General features: G+C 42.9%; 15 protein-coding genes. 13 read left to right on the forward strand and 2 right to left on the reverse strand.

The genetic code is table 11. The features are described 5' to 3' along the window. The first annotated feature begins 10 nt into the window (after nt 1-10). Nucleotides 11-1,285 (forward strand): phosphoribosylamine--glycine ligase, encoded by a 1,275-nt coding sequence (purD, locus tag AC0J2F_RS07950; RefSeq protein WP_473007189.1) that lies wholly within the window; start codon nt 11-13, stop codon nt 1,283-1,285. Here purD and AC0J2F_RS07955 read toward each other — a convergent pair. Beyond that, complete coding sequence (locus AC0J2F_RS07955; protein ID WP_087523806.1) at nt 1,277-1,513, reverse strand: DUF6341 family protein; 237 nt, start codon at nt 1,511-1,513, stop codon at nt 1,277-1,279. The genes purD and AC0J2F_RS07955 overlap by 9 nt on opposite strands. 38 nt (nt 1,514-1,551) lie before the next feature. Here AC0J2F_RS07955 and AC0J2F_RS07960 point away from each other — a divergent pair, with 38 nt between their 5' ends. The 4 genes from AC0J2F_RS07960 to AC0J2F_RS07975 all read left to right on the forward strand — a co-directional run bounded on the left by AC0J2F_RS07960 (nt 1,552) and on the right by AC0J2F_RS07975 (nt 4,996). After that, entirely contained in the window at nt 1,552-2,475 is a 924-nt protein-coding gene (locus AC0J2F_RS07960) for a hypothetical protein (RefSeq protein WP_473007190.1), read from the forward strand. A 28-nt stretch (nt 2,476-2,503) separates the two neighbouring features. Then, a complete protein-coding gene (locus AC0J2F_RS07965; RefSeq protein ID WP_473007191.1) occupies nt 2,504-3,112 on the forward strand; it encodes a DUF4254 domain-containing protein in 609 nt (202 codons plus the stop codon). Between the two features lie 16 nt (nt 3,113-3,128). Then, the gene (locus AC0J2F_RS07970; RefSeq protein WP_473007192.1) at nt 3,129-4,160 is read left to right on the forward strand and encodes a glycosyltransferase family 9 protein; all 1,032 of its coding nucleotides are present in this window, start codon (nt 3,129-3,131) and stop codon (nt 4,158-4,160) included. Nucleotides 4,161-4,414: 254 nt separating this feature from the next. Further along, nucleotides 4,415-4,996, forward strand: coding sequence for a TetR/AcrR family transcriptional regulator (locus AC0J2F_RS07975; RefSeq protein WP_473007193.1), 582 nt, complete (start codon nt 4,415-4,417; stop codon nt 4,994-4,996). Here AC0J2F_RS07975 and AC0J2F_RS07980 read toward each other — a convergent pair. Next, nucleotides 4,993-6,045 carry a 2Fe-2S iron-sulfur cluster-binding protein gene (locus AC0J2F_RS07980; RefSeq protein ID WP_473007194.1) on the reverse strand — a complete coding sequence of 351 codons (1,053 nt, stop codon included), beginning with the start codon at nt 6,043-6,045 and terminating at the stop codon, nt 4,993-4,995. The genes AC0J2F_RS07975 and AC0J2F_RS07980 overlap by 4 nt on opposite strands. Before the next feature lie 182 nt (nt 6,046-6,227). Between AC0J2F_RS07980 and porW the strand changes: the two genes are divergently transcribed. The 8 genes from porW to atpH all read left to right on the forward strand — a co-directional run bounded on the left by porW (nt 6,228) and on the right by atpH (nt 12,560). After that, nucleotides 6,228-8,789, forward strand: coding sequence for a type IX secretion system periplasmic lipoprotein PorW/SprE (porW, locus tag AC0J2F_RS07985; RefSeq protein WP_473007195.1), 2,562 nt, complete (start codon nt 6,228-6,230; stop codon nt 8,787-8,789). Between the two features lie 5 nt (nt 8,790-8,794). Continuing rightward, on the forward strand, nt 8,795-9,247 hold the full coding sequence (locus AC0J2F_RS07990) for a bactofilin family protein (protein WP_473007196.1): 453 nt from the start codon (nt 8,795-8,797) through the stop codon (nt 9,245-9,247). Nucleotides 9,248-9,331: 84 nt separating this feature from the next. Then, the gene (locus AC0J2F_RS07995) at nt 9,332-9,553 is read left to right on the forward strand and encodes an AtpZ/AtpI family protein (protein ID WP_087523799.1); all 222 of its coding nucleotides are present in this window, start codon (nt 9,332-9,334) and stop codon (nt 9,551-9,553) included. Then, on the forward strand, nt 9,554-9,961 hold the full coding sequence (locus AC0J2F_RS08000; RefSeq protein WP_473007197.1) for a DUF6168 family protein: 408 nt from the start codon (nt 9,554-9,556) through the stop codon (nt 9,959-9,961). Between the two features lie 85 nt (nt 9,962-10,046). Further along, nucleotides 10,047-11,165: a F0F1 ATP synthase subunit A gene (gene atpB / locus AC0J2F_RS08005; protein ID WP_087523797.1), complete on the forward strand. Its 1,119-nt coding sequence runs from the start codon at nt 10,047-10,049 to the stop codon at nt 11,163-11,165. A gap of 36 nt (nt 11,166-11,201) precedes the next feature. Then, complete coding sequence (atpE, locus tag AC0J2F_RS08010) at nt 11,202-11,426, forward strand: ATP synthase F0 subunit C (protein ID WP_087523796.1); 225 nt, start codon at nt 11,202-11,204, stop codon at nt 11,424-11,426. Nucleotides 11,427-11,512: 86 nt separating this feature from the next. Beyond that, on the forward strand, nt 11,513-12,013 hold the full coding sequence (locus AC0J2F_RS08015) for a F0F1 ATP synthase subunit B (protein ID WP_087523795.1): 501 nt from the start codon (nt 11,513-11,515) through the stop codon (nt 12,011-12,013). Nucleotides 12,014-12,017: 4 nt separating this feature from the next. After that, complete coding sequence (atpH, locus tag AC0J2F_RS08020) at nt 12,018-12,560, forward strand: ATP synthase F1 subunit delta (protein WP_087523794.1); 543 nt, start codon at nt 12,018-12,020, stop codon at nt 12,558-12,560. Nucleotides 12,561-12,575: the final 15 nt, after the last annotated feature.

Raw genomic sequence — 12,575 nt, forward strand, 5'->3', positions numbered from 1 at the left:
ATCAGCAAAAATGAACATCCTTATCATCGGATCCGGAGGTAGAGAACACGCCTTAGCCCACAAGATAGTCCAAAGTCCAAAATGCGAACACTTGTTTGTGGCACCCGGAAATGCCGGAACCGCGACAATTGCAACCAATGTAGCTTTAGGTGTCAGCGACTTTGAAGGTATCAAAGCCTTGGTTTTAAAAGAAGGCATTGGCTTAGTGGTTGTGGGCCCAGAAGCACCTTTGGTAGATGGGATTTACGATTTTTTCAAAGCCGATGAGCAGTTAAAAGAGGTAGCCGTCGTAGGGCCGTCTCAAGAAGCTGCACAATTAGAAGGCAGTAAGGACTACGCGAAACGATTTATGGCACGTCACAACATACCAACGGCTGCCTATAAGAGTTTTAACGCAGATACCCTGGAAGCCGGAAAGCAGTTCTTAGAGACCCTAAATGCACCTTATGTGCTGAAGGCAGACGGATTGGCCGCCGGAAAGGGTGTTTTGATTTTAGAAGACTTAGACGAAGCCAAGCGAGAATTGGAAAATATGTTGGCCAATCAAAAATTTGGTGCGGCTAGCAGTACTGTGGTCATCGAAGAGTTCTTAGATGGAATTGAGCTTAGTGTTTTTGTCCTGACCGATGGAAAAGACTACAAGATCTTACCCAACGCCAAAGACTATAAGCGTATAGGCGAAGGCGACACCGGCCTGAATACTGGAGGGATGGGAGCCGTGTCTCCTGTACCATTTGCAGACGATGCTTTTCTTAAGAAGGTAGAGCAGCAGGTGGTGATTCCAACCGTTAATGGCCTAAAGGAAGAAGGTTTGACCTATCGTGGTTTTATTTTCTTAGGATTGATCAAAGTTGGCGATTCCCCAAAAGTGATTGAATACAATGTACGCATGGGCGATCCGGAGACCGAAGTGGTTATTCCAAGAATTCAATCGGATCTGGTGGACTTACTAGTAGCGACAGATAAACAAACTTTAGGCACTACTGCTTTTGAAGTGAATCCGCAGGCAGCTACTACAGTGATGTTGGTTTCAGGAGGATATCCGGAAGCCTATGAAAAAGGAAAGACCATTACAGGTATAGAGTCGGTAGAAGATGCGATAGTGTTTCACGCAGGGACAGCAGAAAAAGACGGGCAAGTGGTGACCAATGGAGGCCGTGTTATCGCAGTAACAGCCTTGGCAGATGATTACAAACAGGCACTAAAAAAATCGTACCAAAATGCAGCTAAGCTACAGTTTGATACGATGTATTATAGAACCGATATCGGTTTTGACTTATCCTAAGAATGAGTGAGAAACCTGGCTGCGGTCTTCTTCGTTGTTCTGATTGAAGATCTGCAATTGCTTCATCCAGTAGAAGAAAGCAACAAATCCTACCAAAATGAATAGCCAAGTAACTGTATTGGCTAACCACCAGTTTTCAAGCTCTAAAGCGCGCAACCATTCGTACGGTGCAAACGCTACGTTTTCAAAAAATGATTGAATTCCTTCAAAAAAACCTCTCCAACTCATATTTTTATATTTACTTGACAAAATTACAAATTCTCTAGATGCTCACAAGGATTTTCGCAACTTCTAAACCGTTAAATTTTCTGTGGGTTTCACTGTATTTACTGCTGATTTTTACCTTGGATTGGTTCTATACCTGTAATCGGGGTTATGACGTCTGGGCTATTTTGGAATTCTTGGGAATGTCCGGATTGCTGATATTCAGTGTTTTACTTGTCGATTTTATCGTCAGAAAGAACGAATTATCTAAGAAGAATTCCTTTGTAGTTCTTGGCTACGTATGTTTATTATCCATGCTGGCTATATCGAAGCTCGAACTCACGGGAGTGATCGCATATGTGCTTGTTTTAATGGCAATTCGACGCTTGATCAGCCTGCAAAGTCAAAAATCGGTCAAGAAAAAGCTCTTCGATGCCGCCTTTTGGATAGCCATTGCTTCATTGGCCTGGTATGGGGCAGGAGGCAACTTGCTTTTGGTATTTTTAAGTGTTTTGCTCTTTGACGCTTCAGATTACCGCAATTGGTTGGTTCCTTTTTTCGCTCTTTTGACCGTTGGGATGATCTATTTAGCAGGCTTCTTGTTGGTGAACGATCAATTTCCGCAGTATTTCCAATTACAAGATTGGCGTTTTGACCTTTCGGAGTGGAGGAATATGCAAACTGCCTGGCCTACGGTTTATTTGCTGATTTTGACAGTTATTATGATTCCAGTTTATTGGCTTGGTTATCGAAAGATAATGCTTATCCGCAAAAAGAGACCCTTGTTTATCGTTCTGGCTGCAGCAGTTGCTTGGATCATTGCTTTAGGTGTACAGCCGGCCACCAACAATTCAGTAGTGTTCTTAGTTTTTCCGTTAGCAGTAGCTTTGGCTAGTCTCACAGAACGCAATCAGCAGCGACCTATCACAGAAATCCTGTTATGGGCTTTTCTTTTGCTGCCCATTGCAGCTAGAATGGTCATTTAGTGTATCTTTGTCGCCATAAAATTAAACTATGTTTTCTGCCAAGGCCAATCCTATTTTTCAAGAAGTAATCAAGCAGTATCACGTGTTAGATAATGTGGACCAAGAATTCCACAATCCTTACGATGAAAAAGATGATCTACTGGCTCATTTGCTCTACCATAAATGCTGGATAGACACTGTTCAGTGGCACTACGAAGACATAATTCGCGATCCGAATATCGACCCTGTTGCGGCCTTGGAGCTCAAGCGTAAGATCGATGCCTCTAACCAAGACAGAACCGATATGGTGGAGTACATAGACAGCTATTTTTTGGACAAGTACAAGGAGGTAGACCCTAAGCCCGATGCGCGTATCAACACAGAGAGTCCGGCTTGGGGAGTTGATAGACTTTCTATTTTGGCCTTAAAGATCTATCATATGAACGAGGAGGCCGAACGCGTAGACGCCTCGGCAGAACACCGAGCTGCCTGTCAAAAGAAGCTAGACGTTTTACTGGAGCAACGCGTTGACCTTTCAACGGCGATTGACCAGTTGCTAGAAGATATCGCTGCAGGAGACAAGTACATGAAAGTCTACAAACAGATGAAAATGTACAACGACGACGAACTCAATCCGGTTCTTCGCGGACAGAAGTAAGCTTCAATTCACTTTTTTGGAAAAGAACATGCATATCGCCATTATTCGCCTTTCGGCTATGGGAGATGTAGCCATGTTGGTTCCCGCGCTGCAAGTTTTACGGCAAACCTATCCAAATGTGCAGATCACGGTTGTCTCTAAGGCATTTCACCAACCTATTTTTAATGGGATAGCGGAAGTAAATTTTAAAGCTGCCGAAGTAAAAGGTAGCCATAAAGGGGTGCTCGGCATGCGCCGATTGGCTTCTGAGCTTAAAGGGCTAGGAGTAACCCACCTTGCCGATTGTCACAATGTTTTACGCTCCAAATTACTACGGACTTTTTTGAGTTTCAGCGCAGTTGCACTCGCAGCCATAGATAAAGATCGCACTGCAAAGAAAGCCCTTTGTAAGCCCACAAATAAGACTTGGACACAATTAAAGACATCGCAACAGCGCTATGCTGATGTTTTTAACGCCTTAGGATTTCCAGTATCGCTAGAGGACTTTTCTTCTTTAGATCGCTTACCCATGCCCAAGCCCCCTCTAGAATTGCTGGCGATATGGAAAGGAAAGATCGTTGGGGTGGCTCCCTTTGCGGCCTTTGCGGCAAAGACCTATAGTTCTGACCAAATGCGCGAAGTCTTGTCAGGGCTAAATGCTACGGGCAAAAGCAAAATATTACTTTTTGGGGCTCCCAATGAGCGAGATTTTCTATTGGAATTAGCTTCTGGTTTGGAACATGTTTTAGTAGTTGCAGGTCTCTTGAAATTTCGAGATGAACTGGCACTGATATCTAATTTAGATCTAATGCTAGCCATGGATAGTGGCAACGGACATTTGGCAGCAAATTATGGGGTTCCAGTGGTCACGCTCTGGGGAGTAACGCATCCGTATTTAGGCTTTGCTCCTTTTGGTCAAAGTGATGCGCATAGTCTGCTTCCAGATCTGGAAAAGTTCCCGGCAATTCCAACCTCAGTTTATGGAAAAACTCATCCTGCTGGCTACGAAAATGCCATAAACTCTATTCCCGCAACGGCTGTGGTAGACTTAATCAACAAAGTTATTTAAACAACTAATAATCAATTGGTTGTGTTATTTCGGAATGTTTGTTCCGAGCAAATTAATTACGGAACAATCGTTCCATAATGCCTGTTTTCTAAGCAGATTCCGGAAGTTTTGCCTTCATCTTACATCGCTGTTTGCCAACAAGGTTAAATAACAGAAAATCAGCAAGTTAAAATTAATTGGAACAAATGTTCCGATAAATTACTACCTTTGAAATACCGCTAAAAACCCCCGTTTTTCAAGCAACGCATTCGCAAATGGCGAGAACCAAACAATTTGAGGTAGAAAATGTACTGGATGCAGCCGTTGGGCTTTTCTGGAAGAAGGGATATCACGCCACTTCCGCCAACGATCTTGTGGAACATTTAGGGGTGAGCAGATCGAGTTTGTATGACACCTTCGGTGACAAGCGCAATTTGTATTTAAAAGCCTTGCATCAATACCGAAAAAGAGTGATTGGCAGACAACTCGATCTGATAGAAACTGCAGCCGATATCAAAGAGACCTTGGAAGCTATTTTTTCATTGATAATTGAGCAAGATATAGATGATTTTCACCCCAGGGGATGCATGCTGGTGAATGCTGCAACAGAAATGGCTGCCGTAGATGAAGATGTTGCTGCCATAGTGAGAGGGAATCAATGGGATCTGCAAAAGGCATGGGAAATGGCCATTAAAAAAGCGCAATACCAGAACGAGTTACGCGCTGATCTGAATCCAAAAGCAACAGCAGCTGCAATTTACAATGCCTTAATTGGAATGCGTGTAGCCTTAAAGACCGAACAGGAACAAGAAACTTTGGACGCTATTGTGCGCCAGACCTTGAGGCTATTGGACTAAACGTCGTCGTAATCGACAGTTAATTGAGCAGAGGTTGCATGCGCCTGACAGGTAAGGATCAAACCTTCGGCAACTTCACTATCGGTCAAGATTTGGTTTTTGCGCATTTCTGCAGAACCAGAAGTCACTCGAGCAATACACGAACTACAGATTCCTCCTTGACAAGAATAAGGAGCATCCAGATCATTTTTTAGAGCCACATCAAGTACGGAGATCGAATTTGGTGCTGTAATGGTGTTGCTTTCGTCGTCAATAACGAAAGTGATGGCCGCATTTCCATCTGGAACTTCGGTAGTGGTAGCTTCTTTATCATCCGCAGAAACGGTAAAGCGCTCAAAGTGAATTTTTTCTTGTGGCATGCCGAAATCTGCTAAAGCTTCAATTACAGTATCGATCATGTCGCCAGGTCCGCAAACAAAGGCTTCATCGAATTTTTGGTCTTGATATTTGTTGTTCATCACATAACCAACCTTACTGCGATCTATGCGTCCAAAGTGGAAACTGTCTCCATCTTGGCGGCTGTATATCCATTCGATCTGCAGCCTTTCGGGAAATTGAGCTTGTAAGTTTTCTAGTTCAGCCTTGAAGATAGTACCGTCTTGATTTCTATTACCGTAAACCAGCACCAGCTTGGTGTTTGGACGATTTTGCAAGCAATCAGTTATCATAGAAAGCACTGGTGTGATTCCACTTCCTGCGGCTACAAATAAATAGTGACCCGATTCGGCCTGAGGAAGCACGAATCTACCTTCTGGTGTAGCCACTTTTAAGAGATCTCCGGCCTGAAGCTCCTCATTGGCGAAGCTAGAGAACACCCCATTTTCAACTTTCTTGACCAGCACTGTCAAATCTCCGCTACTGGGAGCACTACAAATGGAATAGGCGCGTCTAACCTCTTTTCCGTTGATCACGGCACTTAGGTTAACGTACTGACCTGCAACAAATTGATAAGCTTCACTTAAAGTGCTGGGTACTTGAAATTTTAGACTTACTGCCGTGCTTGTTTGTGGTTCAACGGCCGCTATTTTGAGTTCGTGAAAGTCTGCCATGGCAAATTTTTTTGCAAAAGTACGAACGATTCTGCCAAAATGAAACATCGAAATCTGTGGAAATGCCTCATTTTTTAAGGCTAAGCCCCCAATAATTGAAAAAGAAATGTATTTTTACCTTTCTCTGGAAAAACGCATACTAAAACAGGCTTTTTTCAGTTTAGTTGATATAAAATTACACAATGCTCAAACGGGGATTCTACGGGGCCTGCGCGTTACTCATCTGCAGCTTATGCATTATTAGCTGTTCTACAAAGAAAGACGGTTTTGTAAACCGCAACCTGAACGCTGTTGCCGCGGAATACAACAAACTATACAACGGACAAGTGGCCTTTGACGAAGGCCGCCAATCGCTTGCCGATACTTATCGCGATAATTACTGGGAAATTCTTCCCGTAGAACGCTTGGAGATTTTGGAAGATGTGAGCCTACCAGGGCAGTCAAAGAATCCGAATTTCGAAAAGGCCGAAGAAAAGGCCGCCAAAGCGATCCAGAAGAACTCCATGTACATAGACGGGAAGGAGCGCAATCCGCAGATGGATGAAGCTTTTATTCTTTTGGGAAAGGCCAGATATTTCGATCAGCGATTCATTCCCGCATTGGAAGCCTTTAACTATGTGCTTTCAAAATATCCTACCGGAGACAAGATCAACATTGCTAAGATCTGGAAAGCAAAGGCAAACATCAGACTAAATAACGAAGAGATCGCCATAGATGATCTGAACCGCATGATCAAACGCGGCGAAATAGAAGACGAAGAATTGGCTGAAGCCTCGGCCATGATCGGGCAGGCGTATATAAACCTAGACACCTTAGAAGCAGCACTGCCGTACATTAAGACTGCTGCGGATTATACCCGAGATAATGACAACAAAGGGCGTTTGCTTTACATAAAAGGGCAAATCTATAATCGCTTGCAATTTGCAGATAGTGCTAATATGGCTTTTGATGAGGTTATTGCGCTAAATCGTAAGACACCAAGAGTTTACATGATCAATGCCTATATAGAAAAGGCGAAGAACTTTGATTACGAGAACGGCGACAAAACGCTCTTTTTAGAAATGCTGACCGATTTGGCAGAGAATCGAGAGAACCGTCCGTTTTTGGATAAGATATATCATCAGATAGGGGTTTACCATCAGAGCAATGACAGTATCGCCACAGCGATGGAGTATTACAATAAGTCCATCAAAGCCAACCAACAAGACGATTATTTGCAGGCGCGCAACTACGTAACTTTAGGAACTATTTTCTTTGATCGAGCAAAGTATCAAACTGCCGGGGCATATTACGACAGCACCTTGGTAAAAATGCGTCCCAACACACTAGAGTACAGACGCCTTAAGAAAAAACGAGATAATCTAGATGACGTAATTGCCTACGAACTTACCGCAACCACCAACGACAGTATTTTGCGATTGGTAGCCATGAGCCCGGATGAGCGTTTAGCATATTTTACCGAATACACAGATGCCTTGAAAGCACGTGCTATTCAAGACTCCATAGATAGAGCCAAGAGTGGTGGCGATGAATTCAAGGACAACGAATTCTTTGAAGGCAGTAAAGAAGACAATTCTAAAGCTGGAGCCTTCTACTTCTACAACACCACAACTGTAGCCTATGGAAAACAGGAGTTTAGAAGACGTTGGGGAGATAGAGCACTGGAAGACGATTGGAGAAGATCTGATAAAAATACCGTTGGCGGTGTAGATACAGAAGAGATCGTTTCTGCAGGGCTTTCTATAGGAGAAGATCCACGCTTTAAGCCAGAAACGTATCTAGCTGAGATTCCGACAGACCAAGGAAAGATCGACACCTTGACCACAGACAGGAATTTTGCCTACTATCAGTTGGGATTGATCTATAAGGAAAAGTTTAAGGAGTATCCTTTAGCAGCCGAACGCCTAGAGACCTTGCTGACCAAGAATCCAGAAGAACGTTTGGTATTGCCATCTAAATACAATTTGTACAAGATCTACAACGAAATTGGCAATGCAAGCCGGAGAGATTATTACAAGAACGATATCACAGCCAATTATTCTGATTCTCGTTATGCAGAGATCATCAACAACCCAGATGCAGCTTTAGCTACAGACGAGTCGAGTCCGGAGTACAAATACAATCAGCTTTTCAAGGCATTTGAAGCCTCTAAGTACGAAGAGGTGATTTCGGGTTGTGATACTTATATCACAGTCTACAACGGGAATGAGATAGTTCCAAAGCTAGAACTACTTAAAGCAACCGCTTTGGGTAGAAGAGATGGTTTTGAAGCCTATAAAAAGGCCTTGAATTTTGTCGCGCTAAACTATCCCAACAGCGAAGAAGGTAAAAAAGCGCAGTTCATCTATTCTACGACCATACCCAGGTTAGCGGACAGCTCATTTATTGACGCTGATGCGAGCAATTCCTTTAAGTTGGTCTACAGCTTTGATGTAAACGACAATGAGGCTGCCCAGGCAGTTCATGACACGATCAGTTCGGCCATTAACTATCTGAATTACCGTCAGATGAGTGTTTCCAGAGATTATTACACTCCGGAGCAACAATTGGTAGTGGTACACGGGTTGGACAGCAAATTAGGCGCTTTAGGTTTTGGTGAACTCCTAAAGGACAACAAGCGATACAAATTAAAGCCGGCCTACTTTAGCATCAGCAGAGACAACTACAAAATCATACAAATACACAAGAATCTTGCGGCTTATTTGGAGCAAGAATCTGAGAATCCTGATAACCCCCAAAACTAAATCTTATGTTTTCTGACAAAAAATCACGCCCAGGAATGGAAACACGTACCAATCAGAACAAGATCAGCGAAGGCACGCATTTGGTTGGTGACATCAAATCAAAAGGCGGCTTCAGGCTCGAAGGTACCGTAGAAGGCAATTTGACAACTCCGTCTAAGGTGGTTGTCGGTAAAACAGGATCTTTAAAAGGAGCGCTACACTGTGAAAATGCGGATGTAGAAGGTAAGATCTCCGGAACACTAACGGTTGCGGGTACTTTGACCTTACGCGCTACGGCTGTTATAGAGGGAGAGGTATTTGCCAACAAACTGGCTGTAGAACCAGGAGCTAACTTCAATGCTACCTGTGTAATGGGCGGCTTGACCAAAGATGCTATAGAAGATGCTTTGAGTGCTTCCGCCGCAGTGGCCGGGGTGCGCACATCTAAAAAGGGTCAGGACGTTTCTGTATCTAATTAATACTAGCGAGGTCTAAAAGGCCAAGACTACCATGTATTAAAGTTCGCTCTTACCATATCTATGGTAATTTATATCTGAATAAGAATGCCAAAAGAAAAGGGAAACGGAGCACTTAAGAACTGGGCAGTTTTTTCAAGTATCGGCTTGCAGATGGGTTTGATCATCTGGTTGGGGAATTTACTTGGAACCTGGCTCGATTCTAAATTTAATACCTCTTTCTTAGAAACCACCATCACTTTAGTTGCTATTTTTGCGTCGATGTTTTCTGTTATACATCGTGTAAATCGCTTTAATAAAGACAAATAAATGAGCAAAAAACTAGGATTTTTATCCGTAGTCTTCATAGCTATACTTTTTGGTGGACTTTTTTTGCATAAGAATATTATAGCCGTTTCAGGTAATGAATTGCCATTTCCACTCAGTGAAATTTATCTTTTTAACGGTATTTTTTCAGTGGTGCTGTGTTTCGGTTTGCGTTGGATAGGCGCAAGCCAAAAATTTGCCGATCAGCTGGGATTCCTTTACCTAGCTAGCGTTGTGCTCAAGGCCTTTGTGTTTTTGATCGTCTTTAACACCTATTTGTTTAACGGAGAATCCTTTACAAATTCAGAAGCGATAAGTTTGCTTAGTCCGCTCTTTATCGCATTAATTTTTGAAGTGTTTTTTCTTTCGATCTTGCTCAGTCAAAAAAGAGTTGCAAAAAATGAAGAATGATGCTGTTTTAAACAGAAAATAAAGCCTACCTTTGCGCCAAAATTTGGGAGTTGTTATAATAACTTCAAAAAGGAAGCAATTTAGAATGAAGCTAGTATCAAAAACAGTAACGACCTTTAGTCTTGTTTTTCTTATTTCGTTAACTGCATTTGCCAAGGGTGACCCAAAAACTCAAAATGGCGGACATGGAGACCCAGTTAACACCCCAGAAGAGATCGAAGAGTACATTGTACACCACACCAAAGATTCACACGATTTCCATTTATTCACACATTTTCCTGATGGCGAAGAGAGTCACGTAGGATTCCCACTTCCTGTAATCCTTTGGGGAGAAAACGGATTGACTGCGTTTATGTCTTCTGCTTTCCACCACGACGATGAAGGAAAAGAGATCGTAGAAAAGGGTGGAAGCCGTTTTGTGAAGATCCACGGAAAGATCTACGAGCTGAATGCTGGTGCCACCGCTGTGGAGTTTGACGATGCGCATCACCCAACCAATGCAACTACTCCGTTTGACCTTTCGATCACCAAGAGTGTTTTGGGTATCCTTTTGATCGGTTTATTAATGTTATTCTTATTTGGTCGTTTGGCCAAACAATATAAAACTCAAAAGATCCCAACTGGTTTCGCTCGTGTATTGGAGCCATTAGTGATCTATGTAAGAGACGAAATTGCAAAACCAAACATCGGTGCTAAATACCGCAATTTTACTGGTTACCTATTAACCGTATTCTTCTTTGTTTGGATTTTGAACCTATTGGGACTTGCTCCTTTTGGATTTAACGTAACAGGACAATTAGCAGTAACTGCTGCCCTAGCCATCTTTACCTTGGTGATTTACTTGGCAAGCAGTAACAAGCATTTCTGGAGCCACCAATTGTGGATGCCAGGAGTACCTTATTTGCTACGTCCGCTATTGGCTGTAATTGAATTGGCGGGAACGCTGATCATTAAGCCATTCTCGCTAATGGTTCGTTTGTTTGCGAACATTACAGCGGGACACATTGTGGTAATGAGTTTGATTGCCATCGGGATCAATATGCAGAACGATATGACAGCGGTAGGGTCAACAACCTTGTCTTTAGTATTGTCGATGTTCATCACATTGATCGAGGTGCTTGTTGCTTTTCTTCAGGCCTACATCTTTACAATGCTTTCGGCTTTGTTCATCGGGATGGCGGTAGAAGAGCACGATCACCACTAAGAGAGAATTTTATTTGTTTAATTATATATTTCAATTATGTCTTTAGCAATTCTTCAAGAAGCTACTTCATTGGTTCCTAACCTTGTAGGTGCTGGTTTAATCGTAATCGGTGCTGGTATTGGTCTAGGTCAAATCGGTAGAGGTGCAATGGAAGGTATCGCTCGTCAGCCAGAAGCTACTAACAAGATCCAAACTGCGATGATTATTATCGCGGCTCTTTTAGAAGGTTTGGCATTCGCGGCTATTTTCTTAGGAAAATAAGAACCTTAAGAACTACACTTTTCCTGCAACGGTTGGTTGCAGGAAAGTGTTTGTTAACGCACAGTTTTAAAGCACTATAAAGTATTATGGAACAATTATTAGAAAATTTTTCGCTCGACCTATTCGTTAAGCAGACTGTTTTATTCTTACTGTTGATTTTCTTGATGGTAAAGTTTGCATGGAAACCTATCCTTAACGCATTGAACGAGCGCGAAGACAATATTCAAGGAGCCCTTGACGCTGCCGAGAAAGCCAAGTTGGAGATGGAGAATCTTCAGGCAGACAACAAGAAATTGTTGAACGAGGCACGTGCAGAGCGTGACGCCATGCTTAAAGAAGCTCGTGATATGAAAGCTAAAATGATCGCTGATGCGAAGGACGAGGCTAAAGTTGCTGCAGATCAAATGATCGCACAAGCGCAGGCCGCCATCGAAAGCGAAAAGAAAGCTGCCGTTGCCGATCTTAAAAACCAGGTAGCCTCACTTTCTGTAGATATCGCAGAAAAAGTGGTACGCGCCGAATTGGCCGATGCTGGTAAGCAACAAAAATTAGTTGAGAACCTTCTAGGTGACGCTAAACTAAACTAGAGCTATGAAAAGCAGCAAAGTAGGATTGCGATATGCAAAAGCTGCCCTGCAGCAAGCTATAGAAGATAACAACGTCAAGGCTGTCTTTGAGGATATGCAAGGCGTTCATGCTACTGTAGCAGAGAGCAAAGAGCTGCGATTGGCGCTTCAAAGCCCAGTAATTAAAAGCAGTGATAAAGAAGCCGTTTTATTGGAGTTGTTCAAGGGTACTCAAAAGACAACTCAAAACCTGATCAAAGTAATGGCCGCCAACGAGCGTACACAGTACTTAGGCGATGTAGCCGCAGGTTTCATTGGGCTTTATAACGACACACAGGGTGTAAAGGTGGTAAAAGTTACTACTGCCGTGGCCTTGGATGGTGCCTTGAAAGAACAGGTGTTAGCCAAAGCAAAGACCCTAACAGGTAGCGATAATGTTAGCCTGGAGAACGAGATCGACCCAGAGATCATTGGCGGTTTCGTGTTGCGTGTTGGAGATATGCAGTACAATGCAAGTATCTCTAACCAATTGAGTACACTTAGAAAAGAATTTAGTAATAGCATATAATAATTACGCTTTCGG

This window comes from Gilvibacter sp. CC01, assembly GCF_055755295.1.